General features: G+C 36.8%; 18 protein-coding genes and 1 riboswitch. All 18 genes read right to left on the reverse strand.

What is annotated here, in order from left to right:
- Nucleotides 1–8 precede the first annotated feature (8 nt).
- The 18 genes from BN3004_RS00590 to purC all read right to left on the reverse strand — a co-directional run bounded on the left by BN3004_RS00590 (nucleotide 9) and on the right by purC (nucleotide 20,208).
- Complete coding sequence (locus tag BN3004_RS00590; RefSeq protein ID WP_196792448.1) at nucleotides 9–1,250, reverse strand: DUF2318 domain-containing protein; 1,242 nt, start codon at nucleotides 1,248–1,250, stop codon at nucleotides 9–11.
- A gap of 52 nt (nucleotides 1,251–1,302) precedes the next feature.
- Entirely contained in the window at nucleotides 1,303–1,971 is a 669-nt protein-coding gene (locus tag BN3004_RS00595; protein WP_058259373.1) for an iron transporter, read from the reverse strand.
- A gap of 13 nt (nucleotides 1,972–1,984) precedes the next feature.
- A complete protein-coding gene (locus BN3004_RS00600) occupies nucleotides 1,985–3,253 on the reverse strand; it encodes an FTR1 family iron permease (RefSeq protein WP_058259374.1) in 1,269 nt (422 codons plus the stop codon).
- A gap of 218 nt (nucleotides 3,254–3,471) precedes the next feature.
- Nucleotides 3,472–5,049 (reverse strand): PhnE/PtxC family ABC transporter permease, encoded by a 1,578-nt coding sequence (locus BN3004_RS00605; RefSeq protein ID WP_058259375.1) that lies wholly within the window; start codon nucleotides 5,047–5,049, stop codon nucleotides 3,472–3,474.
- Complete coding sequence (phnC, locus tag BN3004_RS00610) at nucleotides 5,021–5,755, reverse strand: phosphonate ABC transporter ATP-binding protein (RefSeq protein ID WP_082244030.1); 735 nt, start codon at nucleotides 5,753–5,755, stop codon at nucleotides 5,021–5,023. The genes BN3004_RS00605 and phnC overlap by 29 nt, the downstream gene beginning before the upstream one ends.
- Nucleotides 5,752–6,633, reverse strand: a complete 882-nt coding sequence (locus tag BN3004_RS00615; RefSeq protein ID WP_058259376.1) for a phosphate/phosphite/phosphonate ABC transporter substrate-binding protein — start codon at nucleotides 6,631–6,633, stop codon at nucleotides 5,752–5,754. The genes phnC and BN3004_RS00615 overlap by 4 nt, the downstream gene beginning before the upstream one ends.
- A 9-nt stretch (nucleotides 6,634–6,642) precedes the next feature.
- The gene (locus BN3004_RS00620; protein WP_058259377.1) at nucleotides 6,643–7,281 is read right to left on the reverse strand and encodes an HAD family hydrolase; all 639 of its coding nucleotides are present in this window, start codon (nucleotides 7,279–7,281) and stop codon (nucleotides 6,643–6,645) included.
- Nucleotides 7,271–8,140 (reverse strand): UTP--glucose-1-phosphate uridylyltransferase GalU, encoded by an 870-nt coding sequence (gene galU, locus BN3004_RS00625; RefSeq protein WP_058259378.1) that lies wholly within the window; start codon nucleotides 8,138–8,140, stop codon nucleotides 7,271–7,273. Before galU ends, BN3004_RS00620 begins: the two co-directional genes overlap by 11 nt.
- 8 nt (nucleotides 8,141–8,148) lie before the next feature.
- On the reverse strand, nucleotides 8,149–9,933 hold the full coding sequence (gene glmS, locus BN3004_RS00630; protein WP_058259379.1) for a glutamine--fructose-6-phosphate transaminase (isomerizing): 1,785 nt from the start codon (nucleotides 9,931–9,933) through the stop codon (nucleotides 8,149–8,151).
- 172 nt (nucleotides 9,934–10,105) lie between these two features.
- On the reverse strand, nucleotides 10,106–10,963 hold the full coding sequence (locus BN3004_RS00635; protein ID WP_058259380.1) for a MetQ/NlpA family ABC transporter substrate-binding protein: 858 nt from the start codon (nucleotides 10,961–10,963) through the stop codon (nucleotides 10,106–10,108).
- Between the two features lie 26 nt (nucleotides 10,964–10,989).
- Nucleotides 10,990–11,643, reverse strand: coding sequence for a methionine ABC transporter permease (locus BN3004_RS00640; RefSeq protein WP_058259381.1), 654 nt, complete (start codon nucleotides 11,641–11,643; stop codon nucleotides 10,990–10,992).
- Complete coding sequence (locus BN3004_RS00645) at nucleotides 11,640–12,638, reverse strand: methionine ABC transporter ATP-binding protein (RefSeq protein WP_058259382.1); 999 nt, start codon at nucleotides 12,636–12,638, stop codon at nucleotides 11,640–11,642. The genes BN3004_RS00640 and BN3004_RS00645 overlap by 4 nt, the downstream gene beginning before the upstream one ends.
- 70 nt (nucleotides 12,639–12,708) lie before the next feature.
- A riboswitch (SAM riboswitch) is annotated at nucleotides 12,709–12,803 on the reverse strand.
- Between the two features lie 147 nt (nucleotides 12,804–12,950).
- Nucleotides 12,951–13,619: a hypothetical protein gene (locus BN3004_RS00650; protein ID WP_058259383.1), complete on the reverse strand. Its 669-nt coding sequence runs from the start codon at nucleotides 13,617–13,619 to the stop codon at nucleotides 12,951–12,953.
- A 91-nt stretch (nucleotides 13,620–13,710) separates the two neighbouring features.
- On the reverse strand, nucleotides 13,711–15,306 hold the full coding sequence (locus BN3004_RS00655) for an ATP-binding cassette domain-containing protein (RefSeq protein ID WP_058259384.1): 1,596 nt from the start codon (nucleotides 15,304–15,306) through the stop codon (nucleotides 13,711–13,713).
- Nucleotides 15,307–15,402: 96 nt separating this feature from the next.
- On the reverse strand, nucleotides 15,403–16,677 hold the full coding sequence (locus BN3004_RS00660; protein WP_058259385.1) for an adenylosuccinate synthase: 1,275 nt from the start codon (nucleotides 16,675–16,677) through the stop codon (nucleotides 15,403–15,405).
- A 12-nt stretch (nucleotides 16,678–16,689) separates the two neighbouring features.
- Nucleotides 16,690–18,126, reverse strand: a complete 1,437-nt coding sequence (gene purB, locus BN3004_RS00665; protein WP_058259386.1) for an adenylosuccinate lyase — start codon at nucleotides 18,124–18,126, stop codon at nucleotides 16,690–16,692.
- A complete protein-coding gene (purF, locus tag BN3004_RS00670) occupies nucleotides 18,113–19,501 on the reverse strand; it encodes an amidophosphoribosyltransferase (protein WP_058259387.1) in 1,389 nt (462 codons plus the stop codon). The genes purB and purF overlap by 14 nt, the downstream gene beginning before the upstream one ends.
- Complete coding sequence (gene purC, locus BN3004_RS00675; RefSeq protein ID WP_058259388.1) at nucleotides 19,501–20,208, reverse strand: phosphoribosylaminoimidazolesuccinocarboxamide synthase; 708 nt, start codon at nucleotides 20,206–20,208, stop codon at nucleotides 19,501–19,503. Before purC ends, purF begins: the two co-directional genes overlap by 1 nt.
- Nucleotides 20,209–20,305: the final 97 nt, after the last annotated feature.

A 20,305-nucleotide genomic window follows, 5' to 3' on the forward strand; every position in this document is an offset into this window, starting at 1 on the left:
TATGTCACCTACTTAAATACAAAGCTGTTGGCATCAAGATCTTGCATGTTGATTTTTATTTTTTCATCGTGAACAATGTATGGTATAGGGATTGGATTACATCCGCCCTTAAAACCAATTGTGCCACGATTCATAATAACATCACACAATTTACAAATGACATCGTTGCCACGCTCATAATAACCTGATGGCCCGCAAATTTCACAAGCATCAAGCACAACTCCATATGAACCCTGAGATTTTTTAATTAAGAAAAATCTCATGTGAACTCCATCAGTTGCCGTATATTGATAACGGTGGAGTTTCATATCTTCAAGTTCTGACAGTGGGATAACAATCATATCGTTGTCAATTTCATACTCTTCGGGTTCTGAAAGCTGAATTTCGCGTCCAGAATAAGCCCTTAAATAAGTTAAACTAAAAACGTTAATAACGATTAAAATTAATAAAAATTTTGCCAAATTTCTATTGCATCTCATATGATATTTCTTTTTTCTCAATTCTGCAGGATTTTTAAAAGTTTCCTTAACCTTAATATTATTTAAATATAAGATTATTGGCAGGATTATTAAAAAAATCATTAGACTAAATCCGATGTAATGTGCATGGTTTATTACCCAAGCAATTGTGTTAAATACACTTGCATTTCTCGGTATAATGTCAACTGCGTATAGTCTTTGAAGAACAATAAATATTTGATTTATTCCCCAAATTGATAATGAGATCATTAAAATTTTATCCCTATAAATTTTGTCAACTCGTCTAACGATTTTGAAAATTGCAATACTCGATAAAATCATCAGAACAACTGCAAATACATAACCAATGATTCTGTATAAAACCATGGTGGATACAGCAGATTCTCCATAATAAACAAAATTGTTTAACTGAACAAAAAGAGCTGGCATATAATAGAAAAATGACGCTATGATATAAAGGGACAAAAAACCAACAAAAATATTTTTATATATACTGGATTTTTCTTTTAGAAAATAAAAAATGATAATTCCAATAAAAGCAATTACTATTGGTACCATTGACCAAAATGACAAAGCGCTTCTGTTGACAAAATTTGGAATTTCTCTAATGACTGAAGAGATAATTGCCGCAAGAGTGCCTACAAAGACTGTGCCAAAAATAATTTTATATTTGCTTTTGAAGTTTTCTGTACTTAGATATCCAAGCGCCAGACCCATTATAAATGAGAATCCTACGCCAGCTTCCATTACTTTAACAAATATCTTTAACATAATTCCTCCTATGTACAAGGAGGAAATGGCTAAAAGCCATTTCCAATATTTTTTACCACTTTGGACCTGTCCATTCAAATTCTGGCCATTCAATAACGATTGGCTCTGTCCAGAATCTTCCTGTTACACCTGTTTCTTTGTCAACGTGTAATAGATAGTCGTTTCCTGGAGCAGAAATTTCAAACTTAACATTGTATGTGCCAAGACCTTCTTCAAATTTTATATTTGCACCATAGTGTGGACCATCTGATGCGTTCATTGGCATGAAAGCAACTTCTTGAACCTTGTCTGAACCTTTCTTTTGGATATATGCTTTAACATTTAGCCAAGGAACAAAGTCACCTGCGCCGTAACCAAGAGTTGTACCTTCATCTGTTGCTGAAATATCAGCTTCGATGTGGCAGTCAGCTTCTTCTTTTGATAATGAATTACCTGCTGGTTCCATATCTACTGGTTGGAAATAAACACCAGCAACTGCTAGAGGGCCTGATTCTTGTTCATCGCCAATTGGGAATTCGTCGAATCCTGCGTCTTCACCAGGAGCTGCAACGTCTTTGCTGTCTTCAGCTTTTGTGTCTTCAGTTTTTGTGTCTTCATCTTTTTTGTCTTCAACCTTAGCTGTATTATCATCAGCTGGTTTTGGTGCTTGATTACATCCGTAAGCTGCAACTGCCATAATTGCAAGTGCTAGTGCGAATAATTTTTTTAATTTTGAACTCATAATAAACCTCCTATTAGTTCTTATTTGCATAATCTCTTTCGAGCTCTGCTCTTTTAATTTTGTTACGTTTAATTTGAACGATAAGTGTTACAATAGTTATTACTATTAAAATAACTTGTGCCAATAGAGTTTCTACCCTATCATAAATTCCTAAGATGTCAATTGTAAATCCATTCATCCATGGAATTATTGTCCTTCCGATAAGATCAGCTTCTTGAAGTTCGGAGACTCCTTTTCCGATGAATGAGACACAAAGTACAAACATCAAGATTGATGTAGCTGTGAAGAATGGTTTTAGTGGAAGCTTTACGCTCATCTTTGTAATTAATACATATACAATCGCAAGTACTACGATTGCGCATGCTAAGCCGCCCCACATATATGCTGGATTGTTTGAAATATTATCTCTCATACCTTGGAAGAAAATAATCAATTCCGCGCCTTCACGGGCAACTGCTAAGAATGAGCTGAATACTAAAGCCATAGCACTTCCTTTTGTAATTGAACTTTCGACTTTTGATTGGATGTAATGATTCCAAACTTCAACTTCAGATTTTGATAGCATCCAGTTTGATACATAGAATAAAACAATAACAGCCAAAAACATTCCGCATCCTTCAAAAATCTCTCGGCTAGCACCACTACTGTCCTCGCCAAATTGCTTAGCAATCATATTGAATATAATTGCAAGAATTACTGAAGCAACAATACCTAAAATTGCGCCGATATAAACGCCTTTTACGTATTTTAAATTGTTTGTCTTTACAAGATAAGCAATAAGTGCTGCAACGACTAGAATTGCTTCAAGACCTTCTCTTAAAGTTAGTCCTAAAACGCTAAAGAAAACTCCCCAGCCAGATCCGGTTTTGCCTCTCATGCCGTCAAGGGTCTTCGCATCTTCGTGTAGGTATCTAATTAGTACTTCAACTTCATCTTTAACAACGTCGATATCTTCATTTTGACGCATAGATTTTCTCGCCAAATAAAATTGGTTCTCAACAGTTGATCCACGCTTGCCAGAAATTGTTGTCATAACAATTTTTTCAAAGCCTAATTTTTCATAATATCTAAAATAAGCTTCGTTAATTTTGTCATAGCCTTCCTTGCCTGCATCTGGACCGCCTGCTTCATAAATTTTAAGGGCATCCCTTAAAACGACTTCCATGTCCTTACTTACATCTTCCCAGTCTTTGTATTTTTTATCTGCCATATCCGCAAAAACATTAGTAATGGACATCAAAAAAACTAATGCTGTCACCAATAAAATGCTTAGTTTTTTCATAGTTCCTCCTTTCGAAAATATTTGGCAAATACAATCGCCGTTTAAAAAACATTTCTCAGCCAATATTTAAATTAGCTATAGCTAACTTTTGTTAGCTATAGCTAATATTATACTCTTCAATATGTTTAAAGTCAATACCTTTTTTTAATAAACCTATAAAAATATTTTATATCATTAAATTTTTATAAAATAAAAAAAGTGAGCGAGTGCCCACTTAATTATAATAATTTTTTTCTAATTGTTGATGACAGATAGTCAAAGAATATAATCATGACTGAGCTGACTAGAAGTAGCGAGCCAACTCGATTCCAATTGCGCCACGATATGTTCATCGATAGTAATGTACCGATACCGCCTGCGCCGATAAGTCCGAGCACCGATGAGTTTCTGATGTTTGACTCGAGCCTATATAGAACGAAGCCCAAGAAGCTTCTGTATGTCTTTGGATAAATCATTTTCGTATACATGGTAAAGGGACTTAGGCCAAGCGCCTGCATAGACATGATGCTGTCACTAGGGATGTCCTCGATGTATTCGAAGTAAAGTTTACTAAGCATACCCGATGTGTAGACTGTAAGCGCGAGTGCACCTGCAAAGGGACCCGGTCCTAGACCTCTGAAGAAGATTATGGCTGAGATGATTGGCGGGAAGGTCCTGATTACATTGATAAGCACCTTAAATAGCACTGAAACTTTTTTCGAAGGGGCGATGTTCACAGCAGTAAATGGAGTGAAGATAAATGATACGATGGCTCCCATAAGCGAAGCGAAGATGGCGATGGCAGCTGACTCAACGGCCGCTGGCACTGCTCTTGATAGATAAGCAAAATCTGGATCAAATATCTTTCCTATGATGACACTACCTTGCTTAAGGCCAAGAAGGAAGCGCTCGTATGTGATGTTGATAGAAAACCTGATTACAAGGAAGAGTGCTATTAAAAATATTGCGAAGAATATCTTCTTAAGTATCTTGCTTCTCTTGTATGAAGCTAGGTCATTAACTTTGATTGGGCTTTTTATATCGACCTGTCTAAGCTTTTGGCTCACGAGGTCTATAAGGAAAATTAATATAAGCAGCATAAAGATGATTGACGAGACTCTATCGTAGTTCATATGATTTAACTCAAGCCACAGTCTTTGTCCTATGCCACCTGCGCCAACTAGTCCAAGTATCGACGCGCTTCTAATGTTGCTCTCCAAACATAATAAAAATGTCGATACAATAAATTTTCTCATCTTAGTTAAAATTATCTTGTAATAGATTTTGCCTTTGCCAATACCGAGTGACTTGTAAAAATCAAAATCCTCCTTGTCCATGGCCTCTATGTATTCTTTTATTAGTTTTGTTGACATGAAAAATGAAATGATGCTAAGTGCCAATAGTCCTGAAAAGCGACCAGCTGAGAAAAAGCTCACAAGTAGCGCCGCCCATATAAGTGATGGAAGTGTTCTAAATACTGAAAATACTGCGCTTAGTACTTTTGAGACTATTTGCGAAGGGCTTGTATTGTATGGCAGGAAGAATGTTATGATGCATGCCAAGAAGACTCCGAAGGCCGATGATACAAAGGCCATAAGGAATGTTTCGAAGACTAGGTCCATAACCGAAGCGATGTAAGCAAAATCAAGTGTAAACATTCTCCTGACTAGGTCAAACATATCTGGAAGTCCACGCAAAAAAGAGCTTAAGGAAAATTCTGATCCTAAGCCTGAAGCTATAAGCAAGGCGAAAAATGCCAATGCTAGTAAAATTTTCTTTCTTCTCTTTTTAGATAAATAAGTCTTTAACTCCGTCATAATCTAGTTCATCCGCACTCCTGTCAAAATATACTCTGTGGTCCTTGATTGCAATCACACGCTTTGCGTATTCAAGCGATAAATCAAGGTCATGCATGCTAATGATGATGGTCTTATTATAATCAGTATTAAGCATCTTGAAAATGTCCATGATGGACCTCTTTGTCTCTATATCAAGTGAGGATATAGGCTCGTCCGCGAGGATTAGGTCTGACTTTTGAAATAGGGCGCGAGCTATGGCAACCCTTTGCTTTTGTCCGCCTGAAAGGTCTTTGGCAAGGGCATAAGTCTTTTCTTTAAGCCCAACCATCTCGATGGCTTTGAGAGCATCCATATACTCATCGTCAGTGAACTTCGATAGCATCGCCTCAAAAAACTTTTTCTCGCCAAGACGCGCTAGTAGAACATTATCAAGAACTGAAATATTTTCAATGATGCTTGTGTCTTGAAAGATGAAGGCTATCTTTCGTCTAAGCTTTCTTAAATCTTTCGCGCCAAGGCTGTGAACGTCCTCGCCCTTGTATAAAACGCTTCCCTTGCTAAGTGGGTTAAGTGCGTTTATTGCCTTTAGTATAGTTGACTTGCCTGCACCTGATGGACCTATAAGCGCGACAAAGTCTCCTTCGTTTAAATCGAAAGAGACGTCTTTTATCGCATCAATATTTTTTTCGTACTGTACTGATATATCTTTTACTTCTAATATCATTTCTCTAAATCAACGTTCATAATCTTTGCTGTGTCGATAACGTTTTGGAAGTCATCGTTTGACGCTTCGACAAAGCCTGTTAAGTTGAATATCTTTTCGCAGGCTTCTTTGCCTTCGCCACTTGATAAATCATTTTGGAAGACTTCTTTTATCTTTTGCTTCATATCGTCACTTAGGTCCTTGCTTGCTGCTACGCATACATATGGAATCTTCTCAGTGTATTCAAGTACTTCTAGTCCTTCAAGGCCATCGAAGTCCTTCATAAGCTTTTTTTCAGCGCCTTCATATGTCGCACAGACATCAATGTCGCCGTTTAAAAGCATTTGAACAGCCTTGTCATGGCCACCAGCGAACATATATTCAATATCTTTTTCAAGATCAAGTCCACCCTTAACAAGCATTGCACCTGGATATATATAGCCTGAAGCGCTCTCTGGGTCAACGAAAGCAACTTTTTTGCCTTTAAGTGCTTCGTAGCCGTCCTTTTCATAAGCTTCTTTGATGCCAGAATCTTTTCTTACTAATAATTCACTTCTATAATAATTTTTGCCGTCCTTGTTAAGTGCTGACAAAAGTACTTCTGCTCCGCCGTTCTTATTTGCAAGTACATAGGCAAATGGTGGGATGATTGCAAAATCAACTTTGCCTGAGCCAAGCGCCTCTACTACGCCAACATAGTTTGTTGATGTAAACATTGAAACTTTTTTACCAAGCTTATCTGTAAGTATATTTGTTAATGGTTCTGTTAAGTCTTCTAGTTTATCTTGGTCAACTAAAGGTACGAAGCCTAGTTGAAGCTCATCCTTTTCCTTTGGCTTACATGCAACTAAGCCCATAAGCATAGATAAAATAAGTAGTGTTAAAATAAATTTTTTCATAATGTCCTCCTAAATTTCTGTAAAATCTCTGATGATGATGTCGCTATATTTAGAAATATGTGATAAAAAGTCTTCGTTGTCAAGTACGCCAACCGTTACAAAGCCTGCCTTCTTCGCAGTTTTTAAGTTTTTCGGTAGGTCTTCGAAGACTATTGTGTTCTGCGGCATGATATTGTATTTTGCAATGCACTTTAAATAGATGAGTGGCGACGATTTATCTGAACCGATGTCAGATAGCGTCACTATGTCATCAAAAAGCGTGTGCATATCAAACTTTTTAAGCGTAGTAATAAAAATGTCCTTCTCATTCGCTGTCGCGATTGAAGTTTTTACGCCTTTTTCTCTAAGTCTCTTTAAGTAATCGATGATGCCCTTCTTCGGGACTACATTGTTCTCAAACTCTTCCTTTGCTAGATGAGTCCACTCGCTAACGACATCTTCGGTCGTCATATTAAGTGCGTAGCGCTCTATAGTGTATTTTGCAGCGTCAACAAGTGTCTTGTGCATGATATTATCAAAGTAGTCGTCAGTTAAGAAAAGCGAGTGCCTCGTAAAAAATCTTAGGTCAACGTTTTTCCAAACATTCGTCGAGTCAAGGACAGTACCATCTAGGTCGAAGATGGCTGCCTCGAAGTCCTTAAGCCTCATCTTTAACTATATCCTTGATATATTTTAAGACGTCTTCACGAATCTCGCTTCTTAGAGCAAAATCAAGATTAGACTGTATAAAACCAAGCTTGCTACCAAGGTCATATCTATGGCCTTCAAAGACATAAGCGTAGATATCGTCTTCTTTTAAAAGCTTGTCAATAGCGTCAGTTAGCTGTATCTCACCGTTCTTCCCTGGCTTAGTCTTTTTTAATAGCTCAAAGATATCGTTTTTCAAGATGTATCTACCAAGGACAGCTATATTCGACGGAGCCTTGTCAATATCAGGCTTTTCAATTATGGACTTGACCTTATATAATCTTTCATTCACTTTTTCATCGTAAGCTATGATGCCATACTTAGATGTATCTTCTTTAGCTACAAGGCCTACACCTAAGATGGATTTGCCCGTCTCGTCATAAGCGTTCATCAGCTGCTTTAAGCAAGGCTCTTTCGAGTAAACGATGTCGTCGCCTAAAAGCACTGCGACATCTTCCCCGCCCGCAAAGCTCTCAGCGCACAAAATTGCGTGGCCAAGGCCAAGCGGCGCCTTTTGCCTGATGTAATAAATATTGACCATGTCAGAGATTTTGTTGATTTCCTTAAGTATCTCAAACTTGCCCGAGTCCTCAAGAGACTTCTCTAGCTCGATGTTTCTGTCGAAGTGATCCTCTATAGAATTTTTATTTCTACCAGTTATAATCAGTATATCCGTGATACCTGACTCATAAGCTTCCTCAACTATGTATTGAAGCGTCGGTTTATCAAAGATTGGTATCATCTCCTTTGGCGATGCTTTAGTCTGAGGAAGCATCCTCGTTCCAAGCCCTGCCGCGGGTATTATTGCTTTTCTAATCATATATCCTCCTACTCTACTGTTACGCTCTTTGCCAAGTTTCTCGGCTTATCAATGTCGCGTCCTAATAACTTCGCTGTGTAGTAGCTCATTAGCTGGCCAAACAAAACGCTGTAGATTGGCGTGAAGACTGTGAATGTTCTCTTTAAAGTCACTATGCCCTCGCCCTCATCTTGATTTGTCACGAGTATAGTCTCAGCGCCTCTCGCAACTAGCTCTTCCAAAGTAGTTCTTGTCTTATCGAAAATTTGTCCTTCGTTTGCAAAGGCAATAGCCGATGACTTTTCATCTATAAGCGCTATGCTGCCATGCTTTAGCTCGCCTGCCTTGAAGGCGATTGAGTTGATGTAGCTAATCTCTTTAAGCTTAAGTGAAACTTCAAGAGCCGCGATATAATCAAGGTCACGACCTATGAAGAATATCTTTTCCTTATCCTTAATTCTCTCAGCAACTTCCTTGGCAATGGGCTCAAGCCTTGTTATTTCTGAATCCATTTCCCTAGATATTTTTACTAATTCATCTACAATTTGGCTGTACATGCCGCAGTCGTATCCTGCTAGGCCATCTCTAAAGTATATTCCTAGTAAATATATGCATAGTATTTGCATCATAAAGGCCTTGGTCGATGCAACCGAAATTTCTGGTCCAGCAAAGATGTGTACCTTGTAGTCAGCGATCCTATCAAGCGATGAGTTAATCACGTTTGTGATGGCTAAGACTGTCGCGCCACTTGCCTTTGCTTCTTTTACAAGGCCCATAACGTCGGCTGTTTCGCCTGATTGGCTGATTGCTATAATAAGTGTCTTCTTGCCAATAAAGTTGTATGAGTATCTTAATTCGCTCGATGTTTCAGCAATTATTGGTCTTTCTATGAACCTTTCAAGATAGTTCTTAGCAAGTAGACTTGCGTGATAAGCTGTTCCGCAGCCTGTTACGTAGATATTATCAAAGTCATTTAGATTAAGTCCATCTAATTCATCAAAGTAGACTTTGCCGTCACGAATGTGTCTATCAAGAAGTTCCTTGAACTTCTTTGGCTCTTCATGTATTTCCTTAAGCATAAAGTGCTCGTATCCATCTTTTTGAGTTTCTTCTATATTAATAGTCGACTTTTGAATTTCTCTTTGAACTTCTTTATGAGAATTGTATATCTTGATGCCGTCACTATTTAAAACGCCCATATCACCATCTTCAAAGTAAATAATTTCATTATTTAGCTCAATTGCAGCTGAGATATCGCTTGCAAATAGATACTCATCATTCTTTACACTCATTAGTAGAGGGCAGCCATTCTTAGCAAAATATAAATTTTTAGTCTTTTTATCTAAAACTAAAATCGCGTAGCTGCCTTTGACGTCTTCAAGTGCCTTCATAAAGCTATCCACATTATTTTCCTTCATATTTCTTGCTATATACTCGATAAGGACTTCTGTGTCAGTCTCGCCCTTTGGAGTAAAGTCTGGCATAGACTTTTTTAGCTCAAGGTAATTTTCAATGACGCCGTTATGAACTATCGCATATGAAGCGCTCGCATCAAGGTGCGGGTGCGCGTTTGTTTCAGTCACACCGCCATGAGTCGCCCATCTCGTATGAGCGATGGCAATGCCAGCAGCTTCCTTTGGACAAGCCTTATCAAGCTCCTTTATCCTACCAACTCTTTTATAAACACTTAATTCATTATCTTTGATGTAGGCAATACCTGAGGAGTCGTAGCCCCTGTACTCAAGGCTATATAGACCCTTGATTGCGTACTTTATCGCATCATTCTTGCCATAGTATCCAACTATACCACACATATTATCTTCCTTTCAAAAAGCTTTATATAAAAATTATTACATTCATATTGCGTGAAACGTATCGCGCATAAATATCTATATTAATTATAACATATTTTCATAGCTTTGTAGTAATTTTTTCGCAAAAGAAAAGTGACAGCCGTAGCCATCACTTATCTCGTCATTAAATATATTAAAAAGCAGGGTAAATTTCTCCCTTGTAAGTATCTTCGATAAATTTCTTGCAAGCGTCTGATTGGAATACCTTGATAAGCTTTTGGAACTTATCTTTAGTTTCGTCACCTTTTCTAACAGCAATGATGTTTGCGTAAGGACTATCCTTATCTTCAAGTGCTATCGCATCGGCTGATGGGTTAAGTCCTGCACCAAGTGCGTAGTTTGTGTTTATAGCTGCAAGTGCTGCGTCTTTATATACGTTAGGTATGTTAGCTGCTTCAATTGGAGTAAATTTTAAATTCTTAGTGTTTTGATCAATATCTTTTTCAGTTATATCTTCTTTAGTATCATCTTTTAGTGTGATTAGACCATTCTTTTCAAGTAATAGTAAAGCTCTACGTCCGTTTGATGGATCGTTTGGTATTAAAACTTCGTCTCCGTCCTTTAATTCATCAAGTGATTTGATCTTGTCTGAGTATAGCCCCATTGGTTCTATGTGTACTGAGCCAAGTGATACTAGATTAAGTCCTCTTTCTTTAGAGAAGTTTTCTAGATATGGTATGTGTTGGAAGAAGTTTGCGTCGATGTCGCCTTGGTCAAGAGCTAGGTTTGGTTGAACGTAGTCATCAAATACTTTTACTTCAACATCTAGTCCTTCTTTTGCAAACTCGTCTTTAAGTGCTTCAGTAATTTCTGCGTGAGGTACTGGTGATACACCTATGATTATCTTGTTGTCATCATCTGTTTGTGTTTCTGTCTTTGTTTCAGAGCCTGTCTCTGCCTTATCATTATTTGTGTTTCCTGTAGACTTATTACAAGCTACAAGGCTTGTTAATAGTGTTAATGCTAATAGTAATGTAAATATTTTTTTCATTTTATTCTCTCCTTAATTTTATAAATTTATTTTTTGTTTACTTTTTTGTATATAGTGTTTCCTGTGAATTGTACTATTTGTACGATTATAACTATGAGTGCGACTGAAATCCAAAGTATGTCAAGTTGATTTCTTTGGTATCCGTATCTGATTGCGATGTCGCCAAGTCCGCCGCCGCCAAGCGCTCCAGCCATAGCTGAGTAGCCAACTAAGTTGATGATGGTAGTTGTTACGCCAAGTATAGCTGCTGGTACTGTCTCTTTTAAAAGCACCTTAACTATCTCAAAGTTGCTTGCGCCCATTGATTTAGCTGCTTCTATGACACCCGCATCAACTTCTAGGAAGTAGCCTTCATATAATCTTGCTATGAAGGGTGCCGCTGCAAATGTTAGTGGCACTAAAGCTGCCTCAGTTCCTATTGCCTTGCCAATAATAAATCTTGATAATGGCGCTAGGACTATAATTAGTATAATTGCTGGCATGCTTCTAAATATGTTTATGATGCCATTGGTTATTGTGTATATAAATTTATTTTCTCTTAAACCATTTGGTCTAGTCACATAAGTTAATATGCCCCATGGAAGTCCTATGATTAGAGCGATGAGTGCCGGCACTATAATCATGATTATAGTTTCAGGAAGTGCTGGTAAAACTATGTCCATTATCTCCTTGAATCTCATGCTATCACCTCCGATACTTCTGTACAATTAGCTTTTAGATAAGAAATAACTTTTTGTGTCTCTTCGTCAGAGCCGCGAAGCTCAACGACCATGTAGCCAAGCTCTTCATCCAAAACGTTACTGATGTTACCGTCAATGATGTTGATGTCAACATTAAAGGTCTTCATCGCATTACTTAATACAGGAGTCTTAACTGTGTCCTTCGAGTAAGAAAGTCTAATCAATTTGCCAGTGAAAGCGCTGTAGTCAAGCTCTGTATCAGGCGCCGCCTTTTTGATAAAGCTTTGTGCAAGCTTTGTCTTTGGGTTTTTGAAAAGCTCTGTAGTAGTGTTTTCTTCTATAATTCTTCCATTTTCCATAAGAGCAATTTTGTTTGAAGCATCCTTTGCCGCTTCCATTTGATGCGTTATCATTATGGTAGTCGTATCAAAGTCATCTCTTGCTCTTTTATATAAATCTATGACCATCCTAGTGCTTTCTGGGTCAAGTGCGCTCGTTGCTTCGTCTGAAAGTATAATTTCAGGCTTAGATACAAGGGCTCTTGCTATGGCGACTCTTTGTCTTTGTCCGCCAGATAATTCATTTGGATATGCTTTTTCTTTGTCAAGTAGGCCTACATAATCAAGAAACTTTCTCGCTTCAGCCTTTTTGTCGCCCTTAAAACCATTTAAGTTTAAAGGGAAGATAACATTGTCTAGAACTGTGTATTGACTGAAAAGATTAAAAGTTTGAAAGATAAAAGCGATTCTCTTTCTTAAAGCTAAGAGCTCTTTTTGCTTTAAGTTAAAGATGTTCACTCCATCGATGATTACTTCGCCACTGTCAGCTTCCTCAAGTCTATTGAGTAGTCTAACTAAAGTTGACTTGCCTGCGCCAGATAAACCTATGATGGCTAAGATGTCTTTCTTTTCTGCTTTAAAACTTACACCATCAACAGCGTTAAATTCTTTGCCGTCCACCTTGTAAGTCTTAATCAAATTTTTTGCTTCTATCATAAGCTCCTCCTTCCTTGGATAAATCCAATAAAAAAACCCTTTACCAAAAGATAAAGAGTATCATGAAAAATCGTCATCTCTCGGTATAACCGCTGGAATTAGCACCTTGATTAAACAGGTTGCCGGGCTTCATAGGGCCAGTCCCTCCGCCTCTCTGGATGAATTATATTGTATGCTATTATACAGGCCGTTTTATGTTAAAGATGTGATTTGAATCACAAATATTGATTTTTTTATAAAAAAGTGTATCTTTTTATAAGATTTCTTTATAGATATAGAAAGAGCGAGACAAGTGCCTCGCTTAATTTATATTTATTCTACTATGTTTATGGTGATGGTATCCGACTTATAATCAGTAAGATTTTGTAAAGTCTTATTCATTTTTATAATAACTTTATCACCAACTTTTAAATTTTTGAATATAATTTTATCGCTTTGTGTTTTATCAATGCTTTCTCCTTCTATAACGTAGTCTCCACTTGTCTTAATATCAAGCATAGAAGCTAAATTAATTGATGGTAAAGACTCTCCAAAATAACTTGAATATTCATGTCTTACTGTATTTGAAATTATATTATAAGAAACACTAATTCTTAATGGCTGACCTAAAAGTCCACTTAAAGACACCTTATATCCATCTTCAAGTTCATTGTTGCCAACGCCGAAGCTTATGCCAAGTAAATTTGAGGCAAATTTATTTTTTATAGCATCTTTTCCTGTAAATTCACTAGCAATTCTTTTATAAAAATTTGTTACTTCTTCTAAAGCAATATATTTTTCTTCAATATCTTCGTAATTTTTTCTATATTCTTCTTTTTCCATATTTAAGCTAAATATATTATCCTCTAAATTCTTAATTTCATCTTCTTTTGCTATCATTTTTTCATCATTATCATTAATTTCTTTGTCTTCACCTTTGTTGCAAGAAATTAAAAACAAAGAAATAAATAAAAAAACAATTAAAACATATTTTCTTTTCATTTTATCAACCCCCTATATTTATTATAACACAAGTACCCCCCCCCCATGTGCAACAAAAAACTACGCTCATATACACAAGCGTAGTTAATCTTTATAAAACTGTTGCTGTTTTATTTTTTACTTCAACAAGATGTGAACAATACTTCATAATTTCTTTGTTATGACTAATTATAAAAACAATCTTATCCTTAGTATATTTTAGTATTTCTTTCATAAGCTCTTCTTCAGTTTCTTTATCTAACGAAGATGTAGGCTCATCAAGTATAACTATGTCAGCGTCTTCTGTAAAATATCTAGAAAGAGCTATCCTTTGTTTGTCTCCACCTGATAAATTAGCTCCATTCTCAACTATCATTTCATCTAGATTGGTAAACTTAGCTAAGAATGGCATTGCTTCATATATTACTTTAGAAACTTTTTTGCGTCCAAAATTTAAATTATTATATAAAGTATCTGTAATAATTGGTGTATTTTGTGAGTAATAAGAAACTTTTCTTAGATAATCTTTATTTTTTATCTCGCTTATAGGAATATCATTTATATATATACCATCTGTTTCTCTAAATTTTGGTATAAGTTTTAATAGAGTGCTCTTGCCAGTACCACTCTCGCCCATAACACCAACAATATCGCCTTTTTTAAACTCCATCTTTACATTATTAAGCAGATTTTTATCAAGTATATTTACCTTGTCAATATCAAATTTGATGCTTTCAATTTTCTCTGGCATAGGCTTTGAACCATCTTTTGCTTTGAAATCTATAAGTGTCTTTAAAAAATTATCAGCTGCTTTTACATTGGCAAAACCTAAATTTGTAAAAGATAAACCTCTAATAGCATTAGAAAAGTAAGGAAAAACTAGCATAACAAATATTACTGAGCCAAAATTGTTCTTATCATTAAGTGCAAGAGCAGCTAAGAATATGATTACCAAATTTTGTATGATTTGATTTAAACCAATAAGTAAGCCAGACACGCCATTAGCGACGTAGTTAACTTTCTTTCTAACCCCCTCTGATTTGTGAATATTGTCTTCTATCGATGGCAATAGATTTTCATTCTCTGCATTTTGCTTAATAAAATCAACTTGTGAGATAAGCGAATTAATATTTTTGAATGATTCACTACTTGTGCTTTGCAAATTTATTGATAGCTTTGCAAGTTTCTTATTGAGTGCCTTAAAGCCAAAGTAATGAATTGGGATAATTGCAAGCATAAAAAGAGCTGCAATATAATTAAATGACCAAGCAACTGCTATCGTTACGACTATGGTTACAACATTGACAAGAAGACTTGGTATGACGTCAAAATAAAAACTAGCATATGCTTCAACCGCGTTGTAAGCAAGCTCGCGAAGAGCCGTTGGCCCCTCGTTTATATATTTATCGTAGTCTAATTTAAATATGTCGCTATAAATGAGGCCAGCGCCTTTTGTATGATAATCTTGTATAAGTTGATTCTTTGTGAAAACAGAGATAAAATCAACTATATATCCAAGTGCTAGTATTGATATAACTTTAAGTATATCATATACACCAATCTTGCCAACATTTTCAATAACCGTGTTTAAAGTGATTGGTGCTATGACAAATAATATTGCTGATAATAAGCAAAGTGCAAGTAGCAAAATAAAGCTAGGTATATTAACAAGCTTTAACATTTCTTTTTTCGATTTTTTTAATTCCATATTAAGTCCTCCCTTGTAGTTTAACATAATTATTATATCACAAACACAATTTTTTTACAAAAAAACTACGCTCATATACACAAGCGTAGTTAATCTTTATCTTATTATCATTTCTTCTCTCTTTGGTCCTGTAGAAATGTATTTAAATTTTTTGCCAAGTTTTTCTTCGATGAACTCGATGTAGTCCCTTGCTTCTTTTGGAAGCTCTTCGTACTTTGTTATGCCTCTTATGTCGCATTTCCAGCCCTTAAGTCTTTCTAAAACTGGTTTTGCTTTTTTAAGCTTGGATGTGTTAGGGAATTCATCTGTTATCTCGCCGTCGATGTCGTAGCTAACACAAACTGGTATTTCATCTAGGTAGCTAAGCGCGTCTATAACCATGAAGGCAATGTCTGTTGCGCCTTGCATTTCTATGCCGTACTTTGTTGCGACTACGTCGAACCAGCCAACTCTTCTTGGTCTACCTGTTGTTGCGCCGAACTCACCTTTGTCGCCGCCATGAGTCCTAAGCTCATTTGCTTCTTCATCAAAAATTTCGCTAACGAACTCGCCTGCGCCTACTGCTGATGAATATGCCTTTGTCACTGCAATGATATTTTTTATTTCATACGGTGGCACTCCTGCTCCTATGGATGCGTATCCTGCAAGTGTTGATGAGCTTGTTACCATTGGGTAGATGCCGTGATCTGTATCTTTAAGTGTGCCAAGTTGGCCTTCGAACAAGATCTTCTTGCCATCTTTGATAGCTTTTCTTAGCATCTTGGATGTGTTTTTAACATATGGCTTGATCATTTCGCCATATTCAAGAAGTGTCTTTAAAACGTCTTCCTTCTTAAGCGGCTCTTTATGATAAAGTTCCTTAAGTATAGCGTTTTTGATTGGCAATATCAAATCCAATTTTTCTGAAAGATATTCTTCGTCATAAAGCTCGTTCACTTCAAAGCCTATCTTTTGATATTTATCTGCAAATATATATGCAATACCTGATTTAGTCGATCCAAATGATGCCTTGCTAAGTCTTTCTTCTTCGTACTTATCAAAATCTATATGATATGGCATAACTATTTGTGCTCTGTCGGATACATAGATTGTCGGCTCTTTAACGCCTGCATCCACTATTGATTTAAGCTCGTTAATGAAGAATGGTATGTTTAGTGCAACGCCATTGGCAAGTATATTGACAGTGTTTTCATTAAATACTCCTGATGGCAATAGATGAAGTGCAAATCTACCATAATTATTGATAATAGTGTGGCCAGCGTTAGCTCCGCCTTGAAATCTAACTACATAATCTGCATCACATGCTAGCATATCGGTTACTTTACCCTTGCCTTCGTCGCCCCAGTTAGCTCCTACTATAGCTGTAATCATATATACCCCCCCCTAAACATTGAGTTCAACTTTGATACCGATGCTGTCCTTGTTCTTTTCAAGTATCGGGTCAATAGTTTCACTTACAAATTCTTCAACTTGTGAAGATGCTCTACCGCTAATCTTCGAAGCAGCCTTTATCTCTTCTATGTCGTCCATAGTCAAGTTAAAGTCTTTGTCGTCAGCAATTAGCTTTAATAAATTATTATCCTTGCCCTCTTCTTTAATCCTCTTTTGTGCTTCTCTCGAATGAACTCTGATCTTGTCATGAAGGGCTTGTCTGTCACCGCCACGTTTAACGCATTCCATAAGTATATTTTCTGTTATCATAAATGGAAGCTCTTCGTTTAAGTGCTTCTTAATAACATTTTCATAAACTATAAGTCCGTCACTAACGTTGATGTATATATCTAGTACGCCATCAAGCGCTAGAAAGGCCTCGCTCACAGCTATCCTCTTATTAGCCGAGTCATCAAGTGTTCTTTCGAACCATTGTGTTGCGGCTGTTATTTGCGGATTAAGTGAGTTTACTATGATGTAGCGTGAGATTGATGCGATTCTTTCTGCACGCATAGGATTTCTCTTATATGGCATGGCAGATGAACCGATTTGATTCTTTTCTAGTGGCTCTTCTATTTCTTTTAAATTTGCTAATAATCTTAAGTCGCCTGAGAACTTGTATGCACTTTGAGCGATTAGGCTAAGCACATTAAGTATCTTGGCATCTATTTTTCTTGTATATGTTTGTCCGCTTATAGTTAAAACTTTGTCGTAACCAAGTTTTTTCACTATAAGTTCATCAACTGTCTTTACTTTTTCTTCGTCATTGTCAAAAAGTTCCATGAATGAGGCTTGTGTGCCTGTAGTTCCTTTTGAGCCAAGTAGTTTGTAGTCTTCTAGTAATTTATCTAGCTCTTCTAGGTCCATGTAAAGGTCTTGAAGCCATAGCGAGGCTCTCTTGCCAACAGTAGTTGGTTGAGCTGCTTGATAGTGAGTGTAACCAAGTGTGTCAAGGTCCTTGTACTTCATAGCAAAGTCCCTAAGGTTTTTCATAACAGTAAGAACTTTTTTTCTGATAAGCTTAAGAGCTTCATGCATAGTGATAAGGTCAGTGTTATCACCAACGTAGCAGCTAGTTGCTCCTAAGTGTATGATTGCCTTTGCCTTTGGCGCTTGAAGACCATAAGCGTAGACATGGCTCATAACATCGTGACGCACAAGCTTTTCCCTCTCTTTTGCGACTTCGATGTTAAGATTGTCCTTATTAGCCTTCATCTCTTCGATAGCTTCATCTGATATGTCTAGACCCATCTCCTTTTCAGCTTCTGCAAGGGCTATCCACATCTTTCTCCAAGTTTTAAATTTAAATTCTTCCGAAAATATATACTGCATCTCTTTAGAAGAGTATCTTTCTGAGAACGGCGATATATATTTATTATATTTGTCCATCTTCCACCTCTGTTGGATAATTACCAGTAAAGCAAGCGTTGCAATAGTCACAGCGTCCTTCAACAAGCTCCTTAAGGTCCTCTACCTTTAAGTAGCCAAGCGAATCACAGCCAATGTAGTCTCTGATTTCATCTTGAGTGTACTTAAACGCGATTAGCTCCTTATTTGTCGGCACGTCAGTACCGTAGAAACATGGATATAAGAATGGTGGCGAGGATATTCTGACATGAACTTCCTTAGCACCAAGCTCCTTAAGCTGCTTTACAATATTTTTCATAGTCGTTCCTCTAACGATGGAGTCATCGACCAAAACTATCTTCTTATCTTTAACTTCATCTTTAAGAATATTTAGCTTGATAGAAACGCCTTGTGATCTTTGATCTTGACTAGGTTTGATAAATGTCCTACCAACATAATTATTCTTGATGAAAGCTATGGAGAATGGTATATTAGCTGCTTGTGCATAGCCGTATGCTGCTGGTGTACCTGAGTCTGGAACGCCAACGACTACGTCTGCATCGACTGGATATCTCTTGTGAAGCATCCTACCCGCATTTAGTCTTGCTTCGTAAACGCTGATGCCGTCAATGGCTGAGTCAGGTCTTGCGAAGTAAATGTATTCGAATATGCAAGTTGATTTTTTCGCTTCATATTTATATACGGATTTAACTCCTTCTTCAGTAACTATAACGACTTCACCCGGTTCAACATCTCTAATAAACTTTGCTCCAACTGCATCAAGTGCACATGACTCGCTCGATACAAAGTATGTATCTCCTTTTTGACCTATACAAAGCGGATGAAAACCGTTAGGATCTCTCGCTGCTATTAACTTTTTAGGACTTGCTATAGCTAGTGAATAAGCACCAACTATCTTTGGCATAGCCTTAACAACTGCTTCTTCAACTGATTTTGACTCAAGTCTCGCTCTTGCTATAAGATAAGGAATGATTTCAGAGTCAGAAGTAGTTTGGAAGATGGCTCCTGTTTGTGAAAGTTCTTCCTTAAGTGCTTTTTGATTAACAATATTGCCGTTGTGAGCGATGGCTAGAGTGCCTTTCCAGTAGTTTATAACTAATGGTTGAGCGTTAGAAACGGTAGAATTACCTGAAGTTGAGTATCTAACATGTCCAACACCAAGATTGCCATTAAGTTTAGCTAAATTATCTTTATTAAAAACATCATTAACTAGACCCATGTTTTTATAAACCTGGATGTTTTGGCTCATTTTGGTATCTGTTACAGCAATACCGCAAGATTCTTGTCCTCTGTGCTGTAAAGCGAATAATCCGTAGTAAATCAGAGTTGAGACGTCTTCGTGTTTAAGTGAATAAGCTCCGAAAACGCCGCACTCTTCATGTATTTTATCAAACATTATTCTAGTCCAAGTCTTCTCATGACTTCGTGGTATGCATCTTCAACATTACCAAGGTCACGTCTGAACCTGTCTTTATCAAGCTTTTCGTTAGTTTCGTAGTCCCAAAGTCTCATAGTGTCTGGACTGATTTCGTCAGCTAAGATGATCTTGCCGTCATATCTACCAAATTCAAGCTTGAAGTCAACAAGTCTTATGCCAACAGATTTAAAGTGCTTGCAAAGGTAGTCATTTACCTTTCTTGCATAGTCTTTTATAGTGTCTACTTCTTCTTTAGTAGCAAGACCTAATGCTGTAGCATAATCATCGTTAATGAATGGGTCATCAAGTGGATCTGACTTGTATGAGAACTCAACTATTGGGTGAAGTAATTCCTTACCTTCTTCAACACCCATCCTCTTAGAGAAGCTGCCTGCAGTTACGTTTCTAACTATAACTTCTAGTGGAACTATCTCAACAGCCTTAACCAAAGTTTCTCTGTCGTTTAATTCTTCTAAATATATAGTTGGAATGCCTTCTTTTTCAAGCTTTTGGAAGAAGAAGTTACTCATTTTGTTGTTGACAACACCTTTGCCAACTATAGTGCCTTTCTTCTTGCCGTTAAATGCAGTAGCATCATCCTTGTAAGACAAGATAAATTTCTTAGGGTCATCAGTCTTGAAGACCTTCTTTGCCTTGCCTTCATATACTTGTTCTAACTTTTCCATGTCGTCATCCTCCTTAAAAATTACATTCTAATTATATCACTTAGAAAAACATTTTTCAATCATTATGGAAATATTTTTGCAAAAATATAAGGACTTA

It is taken from the genome of Fenollaria timonensis (genome assembly GCF_001457835.1).
Classification (GTDB): domain Bacteria; phylum Bacillota; class Clostridia; order Tissierellales; family Peptoniphilaceae; genus Fenollaria; species Fenollaria timonensis.